At 71.4% G+C, this 24,701-nt stretch carries 16 protein-coding genes; all 16 read right to left on the minus strand.

Going from position 1 to position 24,701, the window contains the following annotated elements:
• Window positions 1-251 precede the first annotated feature (251 nt).
• The 16 genes from ACFFIA_RS07375 to ACFFIA_RS07450 all read right to left on the minus strand — a co-directional run bounded on the left by ACFFIA_RS07375 (window position 252) and on the right by ACFFIA_RS07450 (window position 24,658).
• Window positions 252-1,025: an ABC transporter ATP-binding protein gene (locus tag ACFFIA_RS07375; protein WP_377247451.1), complete on the minus strand. Its 774-nt coding sequence runs from the start codon at window positions 1,023-1,025 to the stop codon at window positions 252-254.
• On the minus strand, window positions 1,022-2,083 hold the full coding sequence (locus ACFFIA_RS07380) for a FecCD family ABC transporter permease (RefSeq protein WP_377247454.1): 1,062 nt from the start codon (window positions 2,081-2,083) through the stop codon (window positions 1,022-1,024). Before ACFFIA_RS07380 ends, ACFFIA_RS07375 begins: the two co-directional genes overlap by 4 nt.
• A gap of 7 nt (window positions 2,084-2,090) precedes the next feature.
• Window positions 2,091-3,143: a FecCD family ABC transporter permease gene (locus ACFFIA_RS07385; RefSeq protein WP_377247457.1), complete on the minus strand. Its 1,053-nt coding sequence runs from the start codon at window positions 3,141-3,143 to the stop codon at window positions 2,091-2,093.
• Window positions 3,130-4,140 carry an ABC transporter substrate-binding protein gene (locus ACFFIA_RS07390; protein WP_377247460.1) on the minus strand — a complete coding sequence of 337 codons (1,011 nt, stop codon included), beginning with the start codon at window positions 4,138-4,140 and terminating at the stop codon, window positions 3,130-3,132. The genes ACFFIA_RS07385 and ACFFIA_RS07390 overlap by 14 nt, the downstream gene beginning before the upstream one ends.
• Before the next feature lie 266 nt (window positions 4,141-4,406).
• Entirely contained in the window at window positions 4,407-5,474 is a 1,068-nt protein-coding gene (locus ACFFIA_RS07395; protein WP_377247463.1) for a hypothetical protein, read from the minus strand.
• Between the two features lie 61 nt (window positions 5,475-5,535).
• Window positions 5,536-6,162 carry a hypothetical protein gene (locus tag ACFFIA_RS07400; protein ID WP_377247466.1) on the minus strand — a complete coding sequence of 209 codons (627 nt, stop codon included), beginning with the start codon at window positions 6,160-6,162 and terminating at the stop codon, window positions 5,536-5,538.
• Between the two features lie 62 nt (window positions 6,163-6,224).
• Window positions 6,225-9,329: an OmpL47-type beta-barrel domain-containing protein gene (locus ACFFIA_RS07405; RefSeq protein WP_377247469.1), complete on the minus strand. Its 3,105-nt coding sequence runs from the start codon at window positions 9,327-9,329 to the stop codon at window positions 6,225-6,227.
• A 69-nt stretch (window positions 9,330-9,398) separates the two neighbouring features.
• Complete coding sequence (locus ACFFIA_RS07410) at window positions 9,399-14,132, minus strand: discoidin domain-containing protein (RefSeq protein WP_377247472.1); 4,734 nt, start codon at window positions 14,130-14,132, stop codon at window positions 9,399-9,401.
• 105 nt (window positions 14,133-14,237) lie between these two features.
• Window positions 14,238-16,160: a glycoside hydrolase family 127 protein gene (locus ACFFIA_RS07415; protein ID WP_377247475.1), complete on the minus strand. Its 1,923-nt coding sequence runs from the start codon at window positions 16,158-16,160 to the stop codon at window positions 14,238-14,240.
• Window positions 16,157-17,074, minus strand: a complete 918-nt coding sequence (locus tag ACFFIA_RS07420) for a carbohydrate ABC transporter permease (RefSeq protein WP_377247478.1) — start codon at window positions 17,072-17,074, stop codon at window positions 16,157-16,159. Before ACFFIA_RS07420 ends, ACFFIA_RS07415 begins: the two co-directional genes overlap by 4 nt.
• Before the next feature lie 3 nt (window positions 17,075-17,077).
• On the minus strand, window positions 17,078-17,995 hold the full coding sequence (locus tag ACFFIA_RS07425) for a carbohydrate ABC transporter permease (RefSeq protein WP_377247481.1): 918 nt from the start codon (window positions 17,993-17,995) through the stop codon (window positions 17,078-17,080).
• A 109-nt stretch (window positions 17,996-18,104) separates the two neighbouring features.
• Window positions 18,105-19,364, minus strand: coding sequence for an ABC transporter substrate-binding protein (locus ACFFIA_RS07430; RefSeq protein WP_377247484.1), 1,260 nt, complete (start codon window positions 19,362-19,364; stop codon window positions 18,105-18,107).
• Window positions 19,365-19,449: 85 nt separating this feature from the next.
• A complete protein-coding gene (gene araA / locus ACFFIA_RS07435; protein ID WP_377247487.1) occupies window positions 19,450-20,952 on the minus strand; it encodes an L-arabinose isomerase in 1,503 nt (500 codons plus the stop codon).
• A 265-nt stretch (window positions 20,953-21,217) separates the two neighbouring features.
• Complete coding sequence (locus ACFFIA_RS07440) at window positions 21,218-22,249, minus strand: LacI family DNA-binding transcriptional regulator (protein WP_377247490.1); 1,032 nt, start codon at window positions 22,247-22,249, stop codon at window positions 21,218-21,220.
• A gap of 385 nt (window positions 22,250-22,634) precedes the next feature.
• Entirely contained in the window at window positions 22,635-23,768 is a 1,134-nt protein-coding gene (locus ACFFIA_RS07445) for an MFS transporter (protein ID WP_377247493.1), read from the minus strand.
• Entirely contained in the window at window positions 23,765-24,658 is an 894-nt protein-coding gene (locus tag ACFFIA_RS07450; RefSeq protein ID WP_377247496.1) for a DUF6282 family protein, read from the minus strand. The genes ACFFIA_RS07445 and ACFFIA_RS07450 overlap by 4 nt, the downstream gene beginning before the upstream one ends.
• Between the last annotated feature and the right edge of the window lie 43 nt (window positions 24,659-24,701).

Here is a 24,701-nt window from a genome sequence, read left to right on the forward strand (position 1 = left end):
CACGACACCAGGTCCGAACGCGGCCCAGCCCTTCGCGACCACCTCGACCCCGAACGGTCTCTAAACGCGGATCAGCTGGTTGGAGAAGTTGCCCTGTCCACTGTAGAGGTACAGGTCAGCGGACGTCGTCGATCAGGCCGTAGACCTGCTGGTTTGTGGTGACCCGCCACGGGCGCGGCCCGCGCCAGAGGAGGGCCGAGGCGGAGGCGGCTGAGCCCATCTTCAACGCGCTCGCGCGGCGCCGCCTCCGCTCAGGCGGGCACGATCATCGGCGTGCCGGCCACCGGGTCCGGGACGACGATGCAGGCCAGCCCGAAGACCTTCGCCACGAGAGCGGCGGTGACCGTCTCGGTGGGCGGTCCCTCGGCGACGATGCTGCCGTCGGCCATGGCGATGACGTGGTCGCAGAAGCGGCAGGCGAGGTTGAGGTCGTGCATCACGATGACGATCGTCTTGCCGGCCTCGGTGTTGAGCTTGCGCAGCAGCCTCAGCAGCTCCACCTGGTGGTTGATGTCCAGGTACGTGGTGGGCTCGTCGAGCAGCAGCAGGTCGGTGTCCTGGGCCAGGGCCATGGCGACCCACACGCGCTGGCGCTGGCCGCCGGAGAGTTCGCGGATCGGCCGGTCGACCAGGTCGGCGGTGCCGGTCGCCTCCAGCGCGCGGGCGACGATGTCGTGGTCGTCGCCGGTCCACCGCCGAAACCAGCCCTGGTGCGGATAGCGCCCGCGGGAGACCAGGTCGGCCACGGTGATGCCGTCGGGCGCGACCGGCGTCTGCGGAAGCAGCCCGAGCACCTTCGCGACGTCGAGCGTACGCAGCTCGGCCATGGCCCGGCCGTCGAGGTAGACGGCGCCGGCGCGCGGCGCGAGCAGCCGGGCCAGGCCGCGCAGCAGCGTGGACTTGCCGCACGCGTTGGCGCCGACGATCGCGGTCATCCTGCCGTCGAGCACCGTCACGTCGAGGCTGTCGACGATGGTCCTGCCCTCGTAGCCGAGGGTCAGGGCCTCGGCGCGTAACCGGGTCATCCGCCAGCTCCTTGCCGGTTGGTGGTGGCCAGCAGCCACAACAGGTACGGGGCGCCGACCGCGCCGGTCACCACGCCGGTGGGCAGCGGCGTCGGCAGCAGGTGCACGGCGACGAGGTCCGCGGTGAGCAGCAGCGCCGCGCCGGCCAGCGCGGCGGGCAGGATGCCGCCGGTGGCCGGGCCGAGCAGCCGGTTGGCGATCGGGCCGGCGATGAGCGCGACGAAGATGATCGGGCCGGCGGCCGCCACCGCGAGGGCGACCAGCACCACGGCGATGCCGAGCAGCCCGGCGCGGGCCAGCTCGGTGCGGGCGCCCAGGGCGCGGGCGGCGTCGTCGCCGAGTTCCAGCGCCCGCAGCTGGCGCTGGAGGAGCACCGCGGTGGGCAGCAGCACGAGCAGGGCACCGGTCAGCAACCGCAGCTCCTGCGTGCTGGCCTGCCCCACCGAGCCGGTCAGCCAGTGCATCGCCTGCCGCGCCTCGAAGAGCTGCGCGCGGCTGAGCACGAAGCCGATCAGGCCGTCGAAGAAGACGGCAACGCCGATGCCGATGAGGATGAAGCGGTAGCCGGTGACGCCGTCCCGCCAGGCCAGCAGGTACATCAGCGACGCGGCCAGCACTGCCCCGCCGAGCGCGAGACCGCTGACCGCGAGGCCGGTGACCTGGAGCAGCACGATCCCGCCGACGGCGGCCAGCCCGGCCCCGGAGGTGAGACCGACGAAGTCCGGCGAGGCCAGCGGGTTGCGCAGCAGTTGCTGGAAGATGGTGCCGGAGGCGCCCAGCGCCAGCCCCACGGTGAGCGCGGAGGCGGCGGTCGGCAGCCGCAGCTCGCGCACCACGAAGTCGACGCTGGGGTTGTCGGCCAGGTGCAGCACCGAGGCGACGACGTCCCAGGCGCCGATCCGGAAGCTGCCGACCATCATCGTGAGCACGAAGAGCGCGGCCACCGTGATGGCCAGCGCGGCGGTCACGGTCACGGAGCGCAGCCACCGCCGCCGCCGGTTGCCGCGCAGCGCGCCGGCGGCCGAGACGACCGGGGCGGGGGTCATGGTCGCCGTCATCGCGCGCTCACACCTCCGACAGCTTCGCGTAACGGACGATGGCCACGAACACGGGCGCGCCGAGCACGCCGAGCACCACGCCGACCTGGAGTTCGTCGGGGGCGGCCACCACGCGGCCGAGCACGTCGGCGAGGAGCAGCACGATCGGTGCCAGCAGCATCGAGTACGGCAGGATCCACCGGTAGTCGGGGCCGCAGACGAACCGCGCGACGTGCGGCACGACCAGCCCGATGAAGACGATCGGCCCGCACGCGGCGGTGGCCGCGCCGGCCAGCACCGCGACGACCGCGAAGGCGGCGACTCGGGTACGGCCGACGTTCTGGCCGAGGCCGCGGGCCATGTCCTCGCCGAGCGCCAGGCCGTTGAGGGCGCGCCCGAAGAACAGGGACGCGGCGAGGGCGATCAGCAGGAACGGCGCGACCCCGGTGAGGATCGGCGCGTACCGGCCGGCCAGCGAGCCGACCTGCCAGAAACGCAGCTCGTTGAGAGCGTCCACATTGGTCATCACGATGCCGGTGGTCACCGAGCCCAGGCCGGCGGTGACCGCCGCACCGGCCAGGGCGAGCTTGACCGGGGTCGCGCCCTCCCGGCCCAGCGACGCGATCGCGTACACCAGCGCGAGCGCGCCGATCGCCCCGGCGAAGGCGAACCAGACGTAGACGCCGACGCCGCGTACGCCCAGCACCGTTATGGCGAAGACGACGAAGGCGGCGGCGCCGGAGTTGATGCCCATGATGCCTGCGTCGGCGAGCGGGTTGCGGGTGACGCCCTGCAGGATCGCGCCGGCCACGCCGAGCGCGGCGCCGACGAGGATGCCCAGCAGGGTACGCGGGACGCGCAGCTCCAGCGTCACCGTGCTGGTGATCGAGCCGTCGTTGTCGAGGCTGCCCAGGGCGCGCAGCACTTCGCCCAGGCCGATCGAGCGGGAGCCCTGGGTCACGCTGAGGAACGCGACGACGGCCAGCACGCCGCAGAGCACGGCGAGGCCCGGCCCGAGGGCGATGGCTCGCCTCGCCCTCCGGACCGGGGTACGCGTCGCGTACTGGCTAGTCGCCGACATTCGGGTCCGCGGCCTTGACCGCCTCGGTCAGCTTGTCCAGCTCGGTGGCGAAGTCGCCGTACGTGTGCAGCCAGAACGCCGGCCACGAGACCGCCGCCCCCGCCTTGGCCGCCTTGATCTTGAACCAGGTCGGCTGCTTCTTGCCCCACTCGGCGTTGACGGTGGGCGTGAAGGAGCGGCCGTCCCACAGGATCAGGTCGGGCTGGTACTTGTCGGCGTTCTCCCAGCTGAGGTTCTCCCAGTACGGGAAGCCGGGGTCGGGGCTGGCCGGATCGAGCACGTCCAGGCCCCAGCTCTGCAGGTCGAGCAGCTCCGGCGCGTACTCCGGGTTGGCCACGTAGAGCTTGTCGTCGGAGGGCGACATCGCCGCGACCGTCAGGCCCTGCTTGCCCGTCACCGCCTCCTTGAACGCGGCGACCGACGTCTCGAAGCGCTTCTTGTTGGCGGCGATCTCCGGACTGTCCACCTTGGCGCCCAGGCTCTCGGCCAGGTCCTCGTAGCCCTCGGCCAGCTGGACGATCGACTTGCCCTGGGAGATCCCGACGACGGGGGCGAGTTCCTTGAGCTTCTTGCTCTTCTCGTCGACGCCCTCCTCCATGCCGCTGTGCGCCTTCTCGGCGGGCCACCAGTCGGCGACGATGAGGTCCGGCCGCAGCCCGGCGGCCTTCTCCACGTCGATCTTGCCCCACTCCTCCCCGAGGATCTCGATCCCGGTCAGGTCGAGGCTCTTGAGGTTGGGATCGGACTTGACCGACTCGTCGGCGAAGATGCCGATCGGCTTGATGCCGAAGGACATCAGCGCGGCCGCCTCGCCGGCGTGGGCGATGATCCGCGTCGGGGTCTTGTCGGCCTTGACGACCTGACCGGACCCGTCGGTGAACGACCACGGGCCGGAGGCGGCCGCCGCCGCGGTGTCGCCGGTCTCGGTGTCACCGCCGCAACCGGCCAGCGCGAGGCTCAGCGCCGCCACGGCCAGGACCGGACGCCATGCGCGCATAGTGGAGTTTCCGTTTCTGTGCGTGGACGTGATGATCTCCCAGAACCAGGAGTTAGGTTAGGCTAACCAGCACTCGTCCATTTGACCAGCCCCTGCATCACAGCTCACAGCGGCCGGGCCGGGCTTCGATCGGGGCGCACGCCACCGCCGGCTCCGGGCTGTCGGCATCCACGACCACATCGCGCCCCTCGGCGGGCACGCGGAATCCACTCAACCGCCGGACGCGGCACGCGGGTCGTCACTGACCCGGCGTCACTGACCCGGCGTCACTCCCCCGGCTTCTCGGCGGCACCACCGACGAGTGTGGACTCCCGCCCCTCGGCCCGGCCCTCGTCCCGCGCGCGGGCGAGCATCCCTTCGAGCCGCTGCCGGCGACGCCGGGCGGCGACCCGGAAGGCGAAGACGAGAACGCCGGCGAGGGCGGCGAGGACGAGCTGCGGCCACGGCAGCGTCCAGACGGTCACGGTGGCCGAGGCCGGCCGCACCTCGGCACCGGCCGGGCCGCCCTCGGGGAGGGTCGGGGTCAGGTCGACCGTGGTCCGCAGCGGCCCGAGCGCCCAGACGCCGCCGACGCGCACGTCGACCTCGCGGCCGCCGCGCGGGAGCAGCTCCGCCACCTCGGCTCTCGTGTCGTGCCCGGCCAGGCCGAACAGCTCGGTGACCCGTACCTCGCCGGTGCCGGTCACGGCGACGTTGCCGTCGTTCGCCGTGGTGTACCTGACCCGGACCGTGCCGGCGGCGAAGGGGTTCCACGAGTGCCGGTACGTCGCGGTGAGGTCGCCGACGGCCAGGGCCGCCGTGGCCGTGCCGCTGACCCGCGTCATGACCCGGAAGCCGACCCGGCTCTCGACCGCGACCGTACCGCCGGTGCTGGTGATCGACGCCGCGATGCCGGCCGGATGGTCGCCGGGCGTGGCGTCCGGCGGCACGGTGATGGTGAACGGCACGACCTTCGTCTGGTCGGGCCCGACCGAGACGGTCTCCTGCACCTTGATCCAGGTGCCGCCGTCCACCGACTCGCGGTTGGACGGGAGCATGTTGAAGCGCCCCTTGTCGGTGAGGTAGCCGTCGGCCGCCTTCAGCGAGAAGACCACGGTGCGGTCGCCGAAGTTCCGCACGGCGAGGTGCTCGGTCACCACCTGGCCCGGGTCGAGCGTGGGCTCGATCCACCGGCGGCCGTCCGGGCCCTGCTCGTCGGCCGGCTGCACCGACCAGGTGACCGTCGGCGGGGTCGGCTCGGCCAGGGCGGCCGCGGGCGCGATCGGCACGGTGACGAGCACGGCGGCCAGTACGGCGAGCAGCCGCGGCAGCGCCGGCCGCAGGGTTCGGGTCATGGCGGCGTCCTCCGGGCCGAGGGGGTGGTGGGGGCCGCGGGCGGCGGCCCCCACCGGTGTCTCATTCGAACAGGGACAGGGTCAGCGTCGAGGTGTACTCACCCGCGGCGACATCCGCCGGAGTGCGCAGGTACAGGTCGGCGTCGACCGAGTACGCGTCGTTGGCGACCGCCTCCGAGTCGAACGTCGACACCAGCAGCTCCTGGTCGACCAGACCGACATTGTTGCCGGGCTGCGTCGGCTCGTCCAGGACCGTCACCACCTCTTCACCTTCGGTGACCAGACCGGTCTCACCACCGTCGATGAGGCGCGGCTTCCAGCCGAAGTGGCCGGCGCTGATCGGGGCCTGGCCGGCGCTGCCGACGAAGTCGGTCGCGCTGCCCAGCACGGCCCACGCGGCCCCCTCCGGGATCTCCTCCGCGGTACGCGTGTCGGTCACCGTCACCGTCGGCAGCGTGCCGGTGAACTGGCGGATCAGCAGCGTCGAACCGTCCTCGGAGAGCGCGACCGCGTTGCCGGCGATCGACATGGCCAGCACGCCCGGCTCCCGGATCTCCTCGATGTCGACGGTCACCCGGACGTCGGCGCTGTCACCGGGCTCGGCCGCGGCGGGCGCGGCCATCGACCCGGCCAGCATGGCACCGGCGGCACCGGCGGCCACCAGTCGCTTGCGATTCCATCTGCTCATGCGATGCTCCATTGTCGTCTGTCGGTTGTGGCCAAATGCCAGGTGTGGATGGTGGGTAGAGGTCAGGCGGCGCAGGCGACGCCGGCGTGTTCCGCGGTGTGGACAGTCGTCACCTCCCTGCCGTCGACCGTCCCGGTGGCGCGGACGGTCACCGAGCCCGCCGCGATCGAGGCGGTCCGCGTGGCGAACGACTGGTAGGCGTTGGCACCGGGCGCGACGTCCGCGAAGGAGCGCTCGCCGTACGCGGTCTCCAGCGCGAGGCCGGCCGGCGCGTCGTGGTCGTTGTACGCGCGCACCGCGAGGTACGCCTTGCCGGCGACGCACCGCGGCTGCGCCGTGACCGTCACCGGCACCTCGGCCGGCTCGCTGCCCGGGTCGTCGGCGAAGACCCGCCACTCCGTGACGGCGACGGCGGAGTACGTGGTGCCGTTGCCGTTGGCCCGGATCGTCGCCCGGACCCGCGGTGTGGTGACCGGGTCGAAGGTGACGTTGTTGAACGCGGTGGTGCTCGTGCCGTACGGCGAGGCGCCGGTCACGTCACGCCAGGCCGAGCCCGCCTCGTCCCAGTACTGGAGGACCCATCCGTCGGGCTGGGCCACACCGTCGCCGGTGCCCTGGTTGGAGTCGCGCCAGAACTTCAGCTCCGTGCCGACGATCCGCACCGGACGGGCGAAGTCGTACTGGACCCACTGGGTCGCCGGGCGGCTGCCGGACCAGGTGCCCCAGATCTGCGCCTGGCTCGGGTTCGCCGGGTCGGCGTTGTCGTTGAGCGCGGTCACGCTGTTCCAGCCCGCCGTGTACGAGGCGGTCGGCGTCGCGATCGGCCCGATGTTGCCGGTCAGCGGCCCGGACAGGTCCGCCGGGATGGTGGCCGTCTTGGCGGTCTCCAGGTTGCCGGCCGCGTCGAGCGCCCGGAACGCCACCGTGTGCCGGTTGGCGTCCGGCGGCGCGATGGCACCGGTGTAGGTGGTCCACGCGCCCGTTCCGATGGCGTACTCGACGCGGGCGACCCCGGAGGTCGCGTCGGTCGAGGTCACCGTGACCGCCCGCGTGGTGGGGTTCACGGTGGCCGTGCTGACCGGCGCGGTGGCGTCGATCCGCACCGCGAGGCTGGCCGGCGCCGACGTGTTGCCGGCGCGGTCGGTCGCGGTCGCCGTGACGGTGTGCTGGCCGTCCCCGGTGACGTTGACGTCGGTGTGCCGCACCTCGGTCGCGACGACCGGCTGCCCGTCGTCCACTCTGGACTCGATGGTGAGCCGGCCGCCCCGGTCGTCGGCACCGGCGACCCGCACGCGCACCGCTGAGCGGAACCAGCCGGCGCCGCCCGCGCTGCCGCTGGGCGTGAGCGTCACCGTCGGCGCCGTCTCGTCGCCCTCGGTGTCGCCCGGTGAGACGACCCGGACCTGCGCGGAGACGCGTCCGGCGGCGTAGCCGAGCACGGTGCCCTGGATCGTGAACGTGCCGGGGGCCGCGACCTGCTCCTCGGTCACCGGGTCCCAGAAGACCGGCACCTGGAGCGTCTCGCCGCCGAAGGTCACCGCGGCGGTGCCGGGCAGCTCCCGCTCACCCACCTCGACGGTCGGTGCCGGCGGGGTGACTGAGTCCGGCTGCGCGGCGAGGATCTTCCACTCCTCGACCGCCACCGCCGAGTACGTGCTGCCGTTGGTCGACGCGTCGAACAGCGCCCGTACCTGCGTGGTGGTGACCGGGTCGAACGTGGTGTTCTGGAAGCCCTGCGTGCCCGTCGGGTAGCCGCTCGGGTTGGGCACGTCGGCCCACTCCCCGGTGCCGAGGTTCCAGTACTGGATCCGCCAGCGGGCCGGTGCGGCGACCCCAACGCCGGTCCCCTGCGGCTGGTCGTTCCAGAACTCGATCTGCGAGCCGGCGATCCGCATCGGCTGGTCCCACGTGTACTGCGCCCACTGCTGCGGCGGATTGCTGCCGGTCCAGGTGCCCCACATGTCCGGCGGGAGCGGGTTGGACCGGACGATCTCGTCGTTGAGCGCCTTGATCCAGTACTGCGTGGGCACCGGCTCGTTGGAGACGGTGGCCCGCGCCTCCTGCGCGATGTTGGGCCGGGGCGTGAGGTCGCGCCCCTTCTGCGGCGTCGGCGTGACCAGCTTCATCCGGGGCGGGGTCTGCGTGTCGTCCCACTCCAGCTTGTCGATCGCCACGGAACGACGGAAGTGGCCGCCGCCCACCGCGTCGGCGGTGTGGTACGCGATGTACCACTGGCCGTTGAACTCCAGGATGCCGGGATGGCTCGTGGTCGAGGAGACCGGCCGGAGGACGGTGCCCCGGTACGTCCACGGCCCCTCGGGCGAGGACGCGGTCGCGTACGCGATGCAGGCGTGGTAGTTGGCCGGCGTGCACTGCGAGGTCGGGCCCGCGTTGTTGCCGGCGTACGCCAGGTAGTAGGTGGCGCCCCGCTTGAAGATCCAGGCCGCCTCGAAGAAGCCGGTGAGGCCGGTGACGGTGCGCGTCGTCCCGACCGGCGTCTTCATGTCCGCCTGGAACTCCAGCAGCCGCAGGTTGCTGAACGAGCCCCAGTACACGAAGACGCGCTCGCCCTCGACGAGGATCGTCGGGTCGATGTTGTGGATGTTGTTGGCGGTCGGGACGCGCTGGGAGATGATCGGCCCGCCCGCGTGGTCGGTCCACGGGCCGGTCGGGCTCTCCGAGACGGCCACGCCGATGGCGAACTTGTCGGACGCCGGGCTGTCCCGCTCGTGGATCGGGACGTACCAGTAGTAGCGCCCGTCCACGCCGCGCACCACCTGGCCGGCGTACGCGCGACCCGGCGTCGCCCAGGCGAAGACCTGCTCCGGGCGCATCAGCGAGGGGTAATGCGTCCACTGTCCAGCTTGGACATCGGTGGTGCGGAAGGCGCCCCACTCGTTCATGATGAAGTCGTTTGTGGAGGGTCCGGCCTGGTCGTGGCCGGTGTAGATGAAAAGCTCGTCGGGGTTGCCGCCCGCACCGGGCACGACCAGCGGGGCCGGGTCGGCGGAGTAGTAGCTGCCGTCGCCGAGGATCGGGTTCGTGGTGTTGGTGAACGTGTACGGGTCGGCGGCGTAGGCCGGCGCGGCGGTCGCGACCAGCCCGCCGGCAAGGAGCGCCGTGGCCACCGCGGCGGCGGCCGCCCGGCGTCTCAGGGAGGTCTTCACGGTCTGTTGTCTCCTCACTCCCGGGGGAGGTGGCGGCGCCCCCGCTGGGGACGCCGCCACCCCGAGGCGTCAGCCGCAGGTGATCGCGGCGTACGGTGCGGGGATCTCCGCGGTCACCGGCTGCTCGCCGACCATCCCGCTGACCTTCACCGTCGCCTCGCCGGCCACGACCGACCTGGCGCGTGAGTTGAACGCCTGGTAGGCCGACTTGTCCGGAGCGAGGCCGGGCACGACCCGCGAACCGTACGGCGTGACCAGCTCGACGGTGAGCGGCACGTCCTCCGCGTTGCGGGCGGTGACCAGGATGTAGGCGTTGGTGCCGGTGCACTGCGTGCGCGCCTGCACCTCGACGTCCCACGCCGGCGCGCCGCTGCCCACGGTGAGGACCAGCGTGGTCTGCGTGGCACCGGCATCGCTGACGTAGTCGGGCAGGATCAGGTCACCGACGACGATGTACCGACCGGGCCTGTCGACGACGCTCTCGTCGAAGTTCCAGTCGACACCGATGGCCTGGTTGTCCCGGGAGCCGTCGTTGTAGGAGACCTCCACCTTGGTCGGCAGGTAGGGCAGTTCGCCCACCTCCACCTGCTGCTCGAAGCTCTCCGCGCCCTGGATCGAGATGCCGCCCGGGGCCGTCTCCGGCCGCACGTACACGCGGGCCTCGGCGATCAGGCCGTACGCGTCGTTGGTGCCGTAGACCACGAACGGGTCGACGTTGGTCTCCGCGACCATCTCCGGCGTGATCTGCTGCCAGTTGAACGCGACGCTGCCGCGGACACCGCTGGTGTACACCCCGTCGAGCGTGCTCGGCAGGGTGGGCACCTGACCCACCGTGGTGCGGATGAGCACCGGCGAGCGCACCGAGTCGACGGTCTCGCCGTTGGCCCGCCAGCGCAGCACGCCCGTGCCCGCGCCGCTGCCCTGGACGCCCCAGATGCGGATCCGCAGGTGGCTCGTCGAGATGGGCTCGAACTCGAAGTGGTTGTACCGGTTGGTGGCGAGGCCGTCGGCGTACGTGGATCCCCTGAGGGTGACCGGGGTCCACGTGGTGCCGTCGGTGGACGACTCGATCGCGTACGTGGTGGCGTTCGGCCGCCGCGTGCCGCCGTTGTCGTCGTACCAGTAGATGTCGGTCGAGGAGAGCCGCACCGGCGCGGTCCACTTGTACTGGATCCACGCCTCCCGCTGCGGGCTGGTGCCGTTCTGCGGCAGGTTCCAGTTGCCCCAGCCGTTGCCGGCGCCCGGGCTGGAGTTGGCCGGGGTGGTGGCCTCGTTGACCCGCAGGTGGTTCTCCCACGCCGTGGTGCCGCTGGTGCTGATCTCCGCCGAGGAGCCGAACTCCGCGGTCACCTCGCGCTCGGTGATCGTCGCCGCGACCGTCGCCTCGGTCCGCCGCTCGCCGTCGCTGGCGTAGAACCGGAACACGTAGTCACCGGCGATCGTGCCGGTCACCCGGGTAGCGAGCGCCTTGTCGTCGGTGAAGATGACGCCCGCGCCCTCCGGCTTGGAGACGGTCTCCCAGCCGTACGTCAGCTCGTTGTCGTACGGGATGCCGTCGTCGGTCGCGGTGCCGACGAGCCGGGTCGAGAGGTTGCCGTCCTGCGAGCCGTCCCGGGCGGCCGTGACGACCGGCGCCTGGTTGGAGACCGGCGGCGCGTCCCGCCCCGAGGCGAAGACCTGGATCTCGGCGATCGCCGTGTAGAAGGTCGGGTTGTTCGTGAACGCGATCCGCACCTTGTCCGACGTGACGGCGTTGAACAGCGCCTCGTTGAACTTCGCGGAGGTGACGGTCGGGTTCTTGAACTGGCCCGGCACCTCCCGCCAGCCGCCGTTGCCGTCGGGCACCTGGACCCACCAGCGGGCGGGCTCGCGGTAGCCACCGCTCTGCCGGTCGCTGACGAACGTCACCTTCACGTTGTCGAAGGACTTGGCCGATCCCAGGTCGAGTTCGACGTAGCCGTTCTTGTCGGTGGTGCCGTAGTTGCCCCAGTACGGCTCGTTGGCGGTGACACCGTCGTTGACGGCGGCCAGCGAGACCGGTCGCTCGGTCACGCTGATCGCGCCGGGCGTGTAGTTCATCGAGGTGCTGTTCCAGCCCGGCGTGTGGAACTGCCGCCACGGCGTGGGCCGCACGCCCTGCTGTGTGAAGGACGAGGTGACGCTGGCGCCCTTCGCCAGGTTCGGGGCGTCCTCGGTGAGGTCGATGCCGGCCGTCTTGAGGTAGTCGACGACGCGGTCGTCCTCGATCGGCGTGTCCACCGCGCTCGGGAAGTCGGTCGTGGTGGTCGCGGTGAAGGTCACGGTCAGCCCGTCCTCGACCTGGACCTGGTTGGTCTTCGGGTCGAAGGTGAGCTTGCCGAGCTTGTCGGTGGTGACCTTCTTCTCGCCGTTCAGGAACAGGCTGTAGCCCGCGCCAAGGCCGTACTCGCTGCCGTCCGGGTCCCACACGATGGTCACGTCCTGCCCGTGGTAGCGCAGGTTGTTGACCATGAAGTGCTCGTAGCCGAACTTGATCGGCCACAGCTCGATCTTGTCGTCGGAACGCGGCTGGAGACCGGCCATGTCCTCGACGAAGATGTAGTTCATGTTGCCGAGCATGATGTGGTTCGGGTTGTTGCGGTTGTAGGTCTTCGCCGTCGCGTTCCAGTTGGAGTAGTACTCGGCCTGGTTCGGCACGCGCAGGTCCGCGCCCGGGTAGATGCTCCACGCCATCCAGTCGAGCAGCCGCTTGGCGTACTCGGGGGTGACGTACTTGCCCTGCGGGTCGTAGTGGCGCAGGGCGGAGCGGACACCGCGGTACTGCACGGTGAAGTTGATGTTCGAGAAGTTGTTGGAGCCGCCGATCCCGTACGCCGACCGGTCGTACTGGTTGGCCGTGTAGAACGGGAAGATCGGGAAGTTGTCACCGTAGGTCAGGAAGCGGAAGCCGTCGACGTACGTCTGCCACTGGTCGAACGGGATGAGGTTCTGGGCGTAGACGTCGTAGAGGTTCGACTCCTTGGCCGGGATCAGGTGCCGGGCCCCGGCGGGCAGCGGGTTGGCCCGGCCGTTGGAGCTGGCCGCGCTGGTGGCGCCGTGCGACGTGCCGGCCAGGAACATCCGCATGTCCGGGCTCCACAGCCGGGCGAGGATCGCGTCCCGGATGCCGTTGGCGCTGGCCGCCATCTCGTCCACCTTGGCCGGGTCGGCGCCGGCCATCAGGTACATCTGCCGGGCCGCCTCGAACGCGCCCCACACGTACGCCGACTCGGGGCGCTCGATGGTCGAGGCGCCCGGCGCGCCGCCGTTCGCCTTCGGATAGCCGAAGGTGATCGCGTCGGCGTCGTTGCCCGGCATGTAGTTGCTGTTGTAGGCGATCAGCTTGTCGCCGTTGCCGTCGTAGTGCTCGAGCTGCCCGACGCCATCGCCCTCGAAGTAGTGGGCGAACTTGCCGGCGATCTCCCTGCCACCACCGTGCACGTTGTAGGCCTCCAGGCCGGCCGTGCCGATGTACTGCGAGTAGTGGTTGTTCCAGCTCGTGTGGCCGGGGCTGTCGAGGAACGCCGAGGAGCCGGAGAGCTCACCGATGTTGAGGATCTGGCCGTACGGCAGGTACGGCGTCCGCAGCCACTTGGTGTCCTGGAGGTGCATCGGCTGGGTCAGCGCCACGGCGTTCTGGTAGAGGTTCACCCCCTCGATCGTCGTGGGGTACTGATAGACGTGACCGGTCGCGTTGGCGTCGAGGCTGTTGTAGCGCTCGCCCCACCAGCGGTAGACGATCGCCTTCTCCAGCGCCGAGTCGGGCACGTTGATGTACGGCACGTCCTGCGCCCACCGGCGGTTGAATTCGGTGATGCCGGTCCGCACCGCCTCGGCGGGCGACAGCCCGGCGTAAGCGTTGTAGCTCTCGACGGTCTTCGGGAGCGTGGCCGAGGAGACCGCGCCGACGACCGACAGCGACAGCGAGCCGCCGGCCGGCACGGTGACCTCGCGGTCGAGGTTGGCGCCGCCGCGGGTGAAGCCGACACCGGTGAGGCTCATCCGGATGGTGTCCCACGCGGTGTCGACGGTGCCGTTGTTGGAGCCGCTGGTGATGACGCGGGTACCGGTGACCTCGCCGGTGCCCTGCCCGGCCTCGGTCGCCAGCGGCGAGGCGGCCCGGACGGTGAAGGTGGCCGCCGAGTCGCCCGGGTTGTTGAAGGTGATGGCGGTGACCGCCACGTTGTCGTACGTGATGAACTTCGTCAGGTCGGCGCTGACGCCGGTGGTGCCGATCGTGTAGCGGCTCTTGGCGTGGCTCGGCGCGTTGAAACGGTTGGCGTTCACCTCCGTCACCGTCTGCCCAGGAACGGTGACGGTGTAGAGGTTGCCGAGGTTGTTCGGGCCGCCGACGTACGCGCTGCCGGCGAAGCCCATGGTGGTGAAGTTGTTGTTGCTCGCGCCGCGCATGTACAGCGAGCGGCCGCGGGTCATCAGCACCGCCGAGCCCATCGTCCCGCTGACGCCCAGGACCCGGTCGAGGTAGTAGTCGGTGCCGCCGGCCGCCAGATCCTTGTCGAAGATGGACTGGTGCATGCTCGACGCGGTGAACGGCACGCCGGGCTGGAGCTTCCCGGCCACCTCGGCGACGTTGGTGTAGGTCGGGTCACCGATCTCCATGACGTGGTTCTGCCCGTTGGTGTAGACGCCCACGTCGCCCTCGTTGCCGGGCAGGATCGGGCTGGCGGCGTGCGCGGGGGACGGCACGCTCACCACCGCCCCGCCCACCACGAGCGCGGCGAGAGCCGCCCATGTGGGCGCCCTCCTGACGCGTCTAATGATCATCTAATCCTCCTGGTGCCAGTCGGGAAAAGGTCAGGCTTACGCCGACGCGGCACGCACAGGGCGTGGCGTCCACCGTCACGGGCCGGGTCACCCGGCCCTCGGGATTCAGATCGTGGGGAGCCAGACGCGCATCGTGGATGGCCCGCGGTTGGCCCAGTCGTGGTACGCGATCAGCGGCACCTCGAGGAGGTCCGCCGTCGCCGTGGCCGCCGGCGCGGCCTCGCTGCCGTTGTACGGCCAGTCGTGGTCGTGCGGCTCCAGGCGACGGCAGCGCACCGTGACCCTGCCGTCGGCCAGCGTGGGTGGCTGGCTGGTGTCGACCCGGAGTTCGTCGAGGTCTTCGCCGCCCGGTACGTCCACGGACTCCACCGCGAGCACGAGCGGGCCGCGCTCCACGGCCACGCAGCCGCGGACGGCGTCGATGCGCCCGTCCGGATACGTGAACCGGGGCGCCACGGGGAGGTTCAGGACGACCTCGTCGCCGCCGCGCCAGGTCCGCCGCTCGGTGGCGTAGCCCGGGGCCACCGGCCGGGTCTCCCCGCCGGCGGTCAGCGTCGCGCCCTGCCCGGCCCAGGCCGGTACGCGGACGGACAGCGTCCAGGGGCGGTCGTCGTCGCTGTCGATCCGCACGCGGATCTCCCCCGCGTCGGGGTAGGCGGTGGTGACCGTGACCCGCCGCTCGGGCCCGTCCGCCGGGCCGTGCGCGATCGTCCCGGTCACGTACTGGTGGATCTGGAGGCCCTCGTCGTCGGTCGTGGCGACGTACGCGGCGAGGCTGGCCAGCGTGCGGGCCACGTTGGTCGGGCAGCACGACACCTCGAACCAGGGCGCGCGCTGGGCCGCCGAGGCGCGGATGCTGGGCCGCTCGACGTCGGGGGACGCGCCGAGGACGCGGCGGTGCAGCGTGTTGGCGTAGAAGAACCTCCGGCCGTCGGTCGCCGGCGACGTCGAGACCACGTTGTAGAGGGTCCGCTCGATGAGGTCGGCGTAGCCGGCGTCGCCGGAGGCGAGCAGCAGCCGCCAGGCCAGCATCACCGACCCCACGCCGGCGCAGGTCTCCGAGTACGCGCGGTCGGGCGGCAGGACCCAGTCGGCGCCGAACGCCTCGTCCTGGTGCCGGGAGCCCTGCCCGCCGGTGACGTACGTGCGCCGCGCCACCGCGTTGCGCCACTGGGCGCGGACCGCCTTCATGAGCACGGGGTCGTCGGTCTCGGCGGCGACGTCGACCGCGCCGGCGGCGAGGTAGTTGGCCCGTACGGCGTGCCCGCGCAGCACGGTCGCCTGGCGCACCGGGCTCTCGTCCTGGAAGTACTCCCGGCCCCACTCCACGTCGCCGAGCCGGCCGTGGCCCCGCCGCTCGACGAAGAGCGCCGCCTGGGCGAGGTACCGGTCGTCACCGGTCACGCGGCCGAACTCGACGAGCGCGGTCTCGATGCAGGGGTGTCCGCAAAGGCCGTCGATGCCGTCCGGTCCGAACGCCGCGCAGATGTTGTCGGCGGCCCGGCGGGCGATGGCCACCAGCCCGTCGTCGGCGTCCGGGCGGGTACGGGCGCGGGCGACGGCCGCCTGGAGAAGGTGCCCCACGCAGTAGAGCTCGTGCCCCCAGACCAGGTCGGACCAGCGCGGCTCCTGCCCGGCGTGGCCGAACTTGGTGTTGAGGTAGCCGTCGGCGTCCTGCGCCCGGGCGACTCTGTCCACAATGGCGCGAAACCGCGACTCCAGGCCGGCGTCGCCGGTGCGGCCGATCTCCCACGCCAGCGCTTCCAGAAACTTGTAGATCTCCGAGTCGGAGAACTCGCGTCCCCGGCGCTCGGCCAGGTCGCCCTCGGCCACCAGGTCGAAGTTGCGGATCCAGCCTTCCCGTTCGAGCCAGTGCGCGATGTGTTCGAGGCTGGCCGCCGCGTTGACGGATTGACGTTCGGCCCAGAAACCGCCGGTGACGCGGACCTCTTCGAGTCCGAGCGGCCGGAGCCGCCCGCGGGTCGGCAGGACAGGTGCCGCCGTGGGCGCGCTGCGTACCATTGTCATCCCTTCAGCGCGCCGGACATGAAGCCGCGCACGTAGTGTCGTTGAAGCAGCAGGAACAGCACGACGCACGGCAGTGCGAGCACGACGACGCCCGCTTCCGTCGCGCCGTAGTCGACGACGCCTTGCACCTGGCCCCGGAGGTTGGAGACGGCGAGGGGCAGGGTCATGCGCTCGGAGTCGTTGATGAGGATCAGGGGGGCCATGAAGTCGTTCCAGGCGGCGAGAAACGCGAAGAGTCCGACGGTGATCAGGCCCGGCTTGACCGCGGGGACGAGCACTCGCCACAGCGCGCCGAACGACGAGCAGCCGTCGACCATCGCCGCCTCGTCCAGCTCGCGCGGCACCGCCTCGAAGGAGATGCGCATCAGGAACGTGGAGAACGGCAGCTGGAACATGCTGAGCACCAGGGCCACGCCGACCAGCGAGTTTTGCAACCCGACCTCGTTGAGCAGCACGTAGAGCGGGATCAGCAGCGTCGCGTACGGGACCATGAGGATGGCCAGGGTGACCAGGAAGAGCAGGTTGCGGCCGGGGAAGCGGAAGCGCGCGAACGCGTACCCGCCGAGAAACGAGATCAGCAGCGTGAGCGCGACCGTCAGCAGCGAGACGAACGCCGAGTTGGCGAGGTAGCGCCAGATGCCAGCCTGGTAGTCGGCGAGGGTCGTGTAGTTGCCGAAGCCCCAGCCGTCCACCTGGTTGGTGCCGGCCTGCGGGGAGACCGAGGCGACCGCGGTCCACAGCAGCGGGAAGAGGAAGATCACCGCCACCGCGCCGGTGAAGACCCAGTACGGCGTACGCAGTGCGACACCGGCGATGGTGACGCCGCGCGGCTTCCCCGGCCGTCGCGGCGCCGGGGCTCGCCGGCCGGGCTCGGCGTCGACGGCGGCCACGGGGGTACGGGAGTCCACAGTCATGGGTCAGCTCTCCTCGGACCGGAAGGCGCGCAGCTGGAGTGCGTTGATGAGGACCAGGGCGCCGAGCACGATGACCGAGAGCGCCGCGGCGACGCCGAGGTCGTTCTGCCCCTGGAACGCGATCATGTAGATGAGCTGGACCACGGTGATGGTGCTGTTGTCCGGGCCGCCCTTGGTCAGGATGTAGAACTGCTCGAAGGCGAGCAGCGAGCCGGTCACGCAGAGCACGGTGGTGAGCGCCAGCGTGGGACGCAGCAGCGGCAGCGTGACCTTGCGGAAGGTCTGCCAGCGGGTCGCCCCGTCCGACCGCGCCGCCTCGAAGACGTCGCCCGGGATGCTCTGCAGGCCGACCAGCATGAGCACCATGTAGAAGCCCGCGTAGCGCCAGACGATGAGGAACACCGTGGAGAGCAGCGCCCCGGTCGGCGAGCCGAGGAACGTGAAGCCCAGCTTGTCCATCAGCGGCTCGAACGGGCTCGCGTACGGCGAGTACAGCACGTAGAACAGCAGCGACGCGGACGCCAGCCCGAGGGCGCTGGGCACGAGGAACGACGCGCGGAGCAGGTTGTTCCACCGGCTGGACTCCTGCACCAGCAGGGCCAGCCCCAGCCCGAGGAGCAGCAGCAGCACGGTCGCGAGCACGGTGTACTTGACGGTGAAGATCACCGAGTCGGTGAAGAAACGGTGGCTGACCGCCTTGGTGAAGTTGTCCGGGGCGTTGAGCCCCTGGTCGCCGGAGAGCAGCGGCCATCTCGACACCGACATCTTGACCACGAGCCCGAGCGGCACCAGGAACAGCGCCACGACGAAGACCGCGGTCGGCGTGGCGTACAGCCAGCCGAGCAGGGCTTGGCGGCCGCTGGCTCGCAGCCGGCGCCGCGTCGTCGCCCTCGCCGGGCGTGACGGTGCGTCGAGATCCATGACAACTCCTCGTTCGATCGGCGCCCGGCCGAATCGGTGACGCGTCCCGGTGTCGCGCGGGGCGTGTGCCGTCCGAAGGCGGCGGCCGGCACACGCCCGCGACCGTGTCCTACTGCTGGAGTACCGAGGTGATCTGGCCGTTGTCCTTCTGGACGTCGCCGCCGCCGTTGAGCACCTGGTTGCGGACCAACGTCAGCCATGGGCTGCTCGGCGCGTTGAACGCCTGCTGGAAGTTCATCGCGACCGGGGTGTCGCCCTTGCCTGCCACCTCGTTGATGGTGACCAGCCGCGGGTCCTCGGCGGCGTACTTGTTGCCGGCCAGGTCGGAACGGGACACCACGTCCTTGTTCTTCGCCAGCACCTCGACCTGGGCTTCCTCGGACATCATCCAGCTCAGGAAGTTCCAGGCCTGCGCGGACTTCTTCGAGTCCTTCGACACGCCGATGCCGTCACCGCCGACGAAGGTCGACGCACCGCCGTTGGGGCCGGGGATGCCGGCGACCCCGACGTCGAACGGCGTCGACGACAGCAGCGTCGCCGGGTAGAGCATCAGGCCGATCTTGCCTTCGGTGAACGCGGCCGTCCACGTCGGACCGGTCTCGCCCGAGGAGGCGGGCAGCACGGCGCCCGACTTCCAGAGGTCCGCCCACGTGCTGTAGACCTTCTGCGCGGTCTCGTCGGCGAGCTTGGACTCGCGGCCGTCCTCGCTGAGCACCTCGCCGCCATCGGCCCAGATGGACGGGAACCAGGTGAAGACCAGGCAGCCGCCGCAGTTGAGGCCGGCGGCCGTGCCGTAGACGCCGTCCTTCTTGAGCGCCTGGACGGCCTTGGCCGCCGCGGCGTACTCCGTCAGGTTGGCCGGCGCCTTCTCCGGGTCGAGCCCGGCCTCCTTGAAGAGCCCCTTGTTCCAGAACAGCATCGACAGGTCGAGCACGAACGGCAGCACGTACTCCTTGCCGTCGGCGGTGCCGGCGGCGAGGTGGCCCTTGTTGATGGTGTCCTTGAAGGCCAGGCCGTCGATGTTGGCGCTGAGATCCTGGAACAGCCCCTGGTTGACCCAGTTCGGCACGTAGACGATGTCGGCGGCGAAGAGGTCCGGCAGGCCACCGGAGCCGGCCGCGGCGCCGACCTTCGCCACGTAGTCGTCGTTGGGGACGACGGTCAGGTTGACCTTGTTCTGGTGGCTCGCGTTGTACGCCTCGACGAGAAGCTTCGCCTGCTTCTCCAGCGGGGCGCGGGTCCACAGCGTCAGCTCGCTGCCGTCGTCGACCCCGTCGGGCCCGGCCTGGACCACGCCCGGGTCGTCCGAACTGTCGTCACCGCATGCCGCGACGCCGAGGACCAGCGTCGCCGCGAGGACTCCTGCCAAGGACCGCAGCGCGGTTCTCCCGCGCGTTAACCTTCCCATCTGGTCTCACTCCTCGATGTCGTATTTGCTTCGGCTCGGGGTGCGACTACAGCCGCTGCGCCATCCGGTAGTACGCGCTGTTCCAGCGCAGGTGGTCGGCGAACGACCGGTAGTCGGTGGCGGCGTCGATCATGAGCAGCTCGACGCCCGCCATGTCGGCGAAGTCCGCGAGGGCCTCGCGGCCGACCGCGGTGCTGAGCACTGTGTGGTGGGGCCCGCCGGAGAGCAGCCAGCACTCGGCGGACGTCGTGAGGTTGGGGCGTGGTACCCATACCGCGCGGGCGACCGGCAACCGCGGCAGCGGCTCGTCCGGCGCGACCACGTCGATCTCGTTGGCGGTCAGGCGCAGGCGACCGCCCAGGTCGGCGAGGCCGACGACGATCCCCGGGCCGGGGGCGGCGGTGAAGACCAGGCGCACCGGGTCCTCGCGGTCGCCGATCGACAGTGGATGGACCTCCAGCCGGGGCCGCTCGGCGGCGATGCTGGGACAGACCTCGAGCATGTGCGCGCCGAGGATCTTCGGCTCGCCCGGACCCCAGTGGTAGGTGTAGTCCTCCATGAACGAGGTGCCGCCCGGCTCGTCGCCGGCGATCACCTTGAGGATGCGCAGCAGCGCGCTCGTCTTCCAGTCGCCCTCGCCGCCGAAGCCGTAGCCGTCGGCCATCAGGCTCTGCACCGCCAGGCCGGGAAGCTGCCGCAGGGCGCCCAGGTCTTCGAAGTTGGTGGTGAAGGCGTCGAAGCGGCCGGCCTCCAGGAACTGGCGCAGACCGAGCTCGATCCGGGCGCCGTAGCGCAGCGACTCGTGCCGCTCGCCGCCGCGCCGCAGCTCCGGCGCGACCTCGTAGCGGTCCTCGTGGTCGGCGACGAGCTTGGTGACATCCGAGTCGGCCACCTCGTCGACCGCCGCGACGAGGGCGTTGACCCCGTAGGCGTTGACCGAGACGCCCAGCGTCGCCTGGGCACCGACCTTGTCGCCGTCGGTCACGGCCACGTCCCGCATGTTGTCGCCGAAGCGGGCCATCCGCAGCGACCGCGCCGCCCGCCAGCCGGTCGCCGCGCGGGCCCACGCGCTGACCCGCTCGTGGACCTCGGGGTCGCCGACGAAGCCCGCGACCGTCTTGCGCGCCACGCCCAGCCGGGCCTGGATGTAGCCGAACTCGCGGTCGCCGTGCGCCGCCTGGTTGAGATTCATGAAGTCCATGTCGAGCTCGGCCCAGGGCAGCGACCGGTTGGCCTGCGTGTGCAGGTGCAGCAGCGGCTTGCCGAGCGCGGAGAGCCCGGCGATCCACGCCTTGGCCGGCGAGAACGTGTGCATCCACGCGATGACGCCGACCACCGAGTCGTCGGCGGTGGCGTCGAGGCAGGTCCGGCGGATCGCGTCGGCGGTGGTGAGCACCGGCTTCCACACGAGGCGGGGCCGAGCGCGCAGGCCGTCGGCCAGTCGCTGGCACGCCTCGCGGGACTGTGCCGCGACCTGTTCGAGCACCTCTTCGCCGTACAGCGACTGGCTTCCGGTCAGGAACCAGATCTCCGCCGACTCTTCTGCCATGCCCACGAGCGTCACTCCGTTTCACCGGACCGGCCGTACCCGCGCCGAAAACCTTTTCGGAGGATTCTGGCCGCCGGTTACGGTCGTGTCAACAGTTGATTTCCGCGCTCGTATCCGCCTCATCGACCTGGATCAACAGCATGACCTGCGGATAGACCGCCGCCGAAAACTTTCGGCGGCGGTGGACAGCCGGCGACCACGTACGTCGATGGCATCGCCCGGGTCGGGCGTCAGGCCGCGCCCATGGCCGGTACGCAGGCGTTTCTCAGCCGAGGGGCGCGGTCGAGTCGCGCATCACGACCCGGCCGGGAAACTGCTCCGAGATGGGCGGGTCGTCGCCGTCGATGGCCGCGAAGAGGCGCCGGCCGGCGACCGCGCCGAGGTGCTCGAGGTTCATGTCGATGCTGCTCAGGCGCGGCCGGGAGTGCGCGGTGATGGCCTCCCAGTTGTCGAAACCGATCACCGAGATGCTGCCCGGCACGTCGCGGCCGAGGTCGCGCAGTGTCTCCAGGACGCCCCGCGCGATCTGGTCGCTGCCACAGAAGATCGCGTCGACCTCGGGATGCCGCTCGACCACGATGTGCGCGGCGGCCCGCCCCCAGGTCTCGTCCCACGACCCGAAGTACGGCTTGCCGCCGATCATGGTCAGGCCCGCGTCCGCGAGCGCCGCGACGGCGCCCTCGGCCCGGTCGCGGGCCGCCTGGAAGCCCGCCTCGCCGGTGATGTGCGCGATGTTGCGCCGGCCGTAGGCGATCAGGTGCTCGATGGCGAGCCGCCCGCCGCCCACGTTGTCGACCGTGATGGAGATGTCGTCGGGATCGGCGGAGGGGGCGTAGACGTACACCACCGGCACCGGGATGTTGCCGGCCAGCGGCGCCCGCGAGTCGGTGCGGGAGCCCACCACGATCAGGCCGTCGACCCGCCGGGAGAGCAGCGCGCGGACGTGGTACCTCTCCCGGATCGCGTCGCCGCGCGCGTCGCAGAGGAAGACCGAGACCTGCCCCGCGCCGAACGCGTCCTCGGCGCCCATCAGGATGGGGATCGAGAAGCGCCCCTCCAGGTCGCTGGTGAGCAGGCCGACCGTGCCGGTGCGGCCACCGAGCAGGCCGCGGGCCAGGGCGTTCGGCGCGAAGGACAGCAGCTCCGCCGCCTCCAGCACCTTTTTCCGCGTGGCCGCGCGGACCTCGTCCCGCCCGTTGATGGCCTTCGACGCGGTGGCCACCGACACGCCGGCGAGCTTGGCCACGTCGGTCAGCGTGGCGGCCCGGTTGGCGGGGATCTCTGGCTCGGTGCTCATGTGACGCTCCCTCTCAGCGACCGGCACGTACGGCGCGCTGCGACAAGCCGCTGCCGGAAGCGCCTCACGGTCACCCCTTACAGCAGTACCATTCTGAAAGCCTTTTCGGCGCAGTTTCGGCACGAAACGACCTTGCGCACTCCTCCGTTGCTCCCGCGTTTGCAGCGAAGACTACACCGGACGGGCACGGCGACCAGCCGGCCGTGACGCGACCCGCGTACCGCTCCCCGAAATCCGACTCGAAACGTTCGAGCGGATTACGGCGCGGGCGGGGGCACGGTCCGGTACGCCCCGAGCTCGAAGCGTGGACCAGCGGCGACCCGACGGCCCCGCACGCGGCGGCGCCCAGGCGTACGCGGCGCGGCGGTAAGGACCAGCTCCGGCGTCACTGCCTCCGGCGCATGCCGAGGGCGAGCGGGAGCATGAGCAGGCCACCGCCGACCGCCAGCGCGGTCGCCGTGGCCAGCGCGCCGACCCGCGCGGCCACTCCGGCCGGCAGGGCGAACAGGGCCAGCGAGCGCAGCAGCCCGGTCAGGACGACCACGTCGCCGCGCTGGCTCTCGTGTACCTCGGAGGTGGCGAGCACGGTGCCGAGCGTCTGGAGCAGCCCGGCGCCGAGCCCGCTGACCGCGAGGCCGAGCCCGCTGGCGACGACGGAGCCGGCGAGCAGGCCGGTGAACGCCACGGCGACGCCGGTGACCCCGATCGACGCGTACGTGGTCGCGGCGTACCACCTCGCCCCGACCCGGCCGGCCAGCAGCGAGCCGCCCATCGAGGCGGCGTTGCCCAGCCCGATCAGCACGCCGATCTGGCCGGGTGAGCGCCCCACCTCGGCGAGCATCGCCGGGATGACCGAGCTGACCAGCCCGCGCCAGCCGCCCGCGGTCACCACGCCCGCGCAGCCGAGCGCGACGCTCCGCTGCCGCCAGATCGGGGTGATCTGCTCGCGGCCGGTACGGGCCAGGGGCGGATGCCGGTCCAGGATCCACACCGCCCCCAGCCCGAAGGCCATCAGGACGACGCAGAGCAGCAGCGAGCGCGTGATCGACTGGTCGGCGACCAGGCCGCCACCGAGCGGCCCGACGAACTCGCCGGTGTTGGAGACGAACTGGATGTGCGCGAGCCGCCGCTGCCCGACCGGCAGGTCGCCGCGGAGCACGTAGACCTGGCTGCCGGTCCAGTACAGCGACCGGGAGACGCCCAGCAGCGCGGCGGAGACCAGGAACGCGGCGAGCGTGGTGGAGACGACCAGCACCGCGGCCGAGGCGGCCATCAGAACACAGGCCGTCCGGACCAGCCACCGGTCCGAGACCCGGCGCAACACGAACGGCAGCGCCGTACGGGACACCGCCTGGCTCACCGCGCCGAAGGCACCGAGGTAGCCGACGGCGGCGATGCCGTACCCGGCTTCGAGCGTGCGGAGCGGGAACGCGACCGCGGTGACGCCCAGCGTGGTGGAGTAGAGCAGGACCGAGACGAGCAGGCGTACGTGACTGGCCGAGCTGGGCGCTCCGGTCAACCGGCAAGCCCCAGCAGGCGTGCCGGTACGCGCGCCGCGGCGGTGGCGATCTGCCGCGCGGAGAGCCCGGCGTCGTGCAGCGTGCCGAGCATCAGGCGCAGGAGGTCCGGCGGCGGAGGGTTGCTGCCGCCGAAGAAGTCGCTGGTCAGCACCGTGGCGTCGGCCCCGATCTCGCCGATCAGCGCGACCACCTCGGCGGGCGGATGGCGGCCCGGCGAGATCGTCGGCCAGCAGAACTCCACCTTCGCGCCGGACTCGGCGGCGGCCACGATCGCGTCCCGCGGCGCCTGTACGGACACCGACAGCGGATGGTTGAACACGAGCCGGTCGAAGCCGATCTCGCGCGCGGCGGCGCAGAGCAGCAGCGACTCCCGCCACGCGCTGTGCCCGGTGCCCAGCGCCAGGCCGCGCTCGGCGCAGATGCGCAGCACCTCGTGGGTCGCCGGGCTGAGCCGGCCGCTCTCGTCCACAAGGGAGAGGGTGCTGAGCCGCGCCGGGTCGAAGTGGGCGAAGTGCGCGGCGAGCCGGTGGTGGAAGCCGCCGTTCGCGCGGTCGCTGGCCGCGCCCCACGTGGGCAGGAAGACCATGCCCGCGCCCTGGTCGGCGGCGGCCTCCACGGCCCACGGCTCGATGCCGCCACTGGTCGGGTTGAGCGTGACGCTGGGCAGGACGGCGACCGGTCCCCGGTACAGCTCACGCAGGTAGTGCGCGGCGCTGACCGTGGGCCACAGGTGCGACTTGAGCACGACCGCGCGCATGCCGGCCGCCTCGGCCCGTGGCAGCCACTCCCACTCGGGCCGCACCTTGCGGAACGCGGTCGCGGAGAACTCCAGGTCGACGTGGACGTGCAGGTCGACCACGCCGCGCAGCAACTCGTCGTAGACGCTCACGGCCGTCCTCGCTCCGCCGCGGGCGGGCACGGCGCGCTGTGCG

The sequence above is a fragment of the Phytohabitans kaempferiae genome (assembly GCF_042433955.1).
In the GTDB taxonomy this organism is placed as follows: Bacteria; Actinomycetota; Actinomycetes; order Mycobacteriales; family Micromonosporaceae; genus Phytohabitans; species Phytohabitans kaempferiae.

Coding starts and splice junctions, on each gene's coding strand:
- ACFFIA_RS07375 (WP_377247451.1), bottom strand. CDS start 1,025: ATGACCCGGTTACGCGCCGAGGCCCTGACCCTCGGCTACGAGGGCAGG.
- ACFFIA_RS07380 (WP_377247454.1), bottom strand. CDS start 2,083: ATGACGGCGACCATGACCCCCGCCCCGGTCGTCTCGGCCGCCGGCGCG.
- ACFFIA_RS07385 (WP_377247457.1), bottom strand. CDS start 3,143: ATGTCGGCGACTAGCCAGTACGCGACGCGTACCCCGGTCCGGAGGGCG.
- ACFFIA_RS07390 (WP_377247460.1), bottom strand. CDS start 4,140: ATGCGCGCATGGCGTCCGGTCCTGGCCGTGGCGGCGCTGAGCCTCGCG.
- ACFFIA_RS07395 (WP_377247463.1), bottom strand. CDS start 5,474: ATGACCCGAACCCTGCGGCCGGCGCTGCCGCGGCTGCTCGCCGTACTG.
- ACFFIA_RS07400 (WP_377247466.1), bottom strand. CDS start 6,162: ATGAGCAGATGGAATCGCAAGCGACTGGTGGCCGCCGGTGCCGCCGGT.
- ACFFIA_RS07410 (WP_377247472.1), bottom strand. CDS start 14,132: ATGATCATTAGACGCGTCAGGAGGGCGCCCACATGGGCGGCTCTCGCC.
- ACFFIA_RS07415 (WP_377247475.1), bottom strand. CDS start 16,160: ATGACAATGGTACGCAGCGCGCCCACGGCGGCACCTGTCCTGCCGACC.
- ACFFIA_RS07420 (WP_377247478.1), bottom strand. CDS start 17,074: ATGACTGTGGACTCCCGTACCCCCGTGGCCGCCGTCGACGCCGAGCCC.
- ACFFIA_RS07425 (WP_377247481.1), bottom strand. CDS start 17,995: ATGGATCTCGACGCACCGTCACGCCCGGCGAGGGCGACGACGCGGCGC.
- araA (WP_377247487.1), bottom strand. CDS start 20,952: ATGGCAGAAGAGTCGGCGGAGATCTGGTTCCTGACCGGAAGCCAGTCG.
- ACFFIA_RS07440 (WP_377247490.1), bottom strand. CDS start 22,249: ATGAGCACCGAGCCAGAGATCCCCGCCAACCGGGCCGCCACGCTGACC.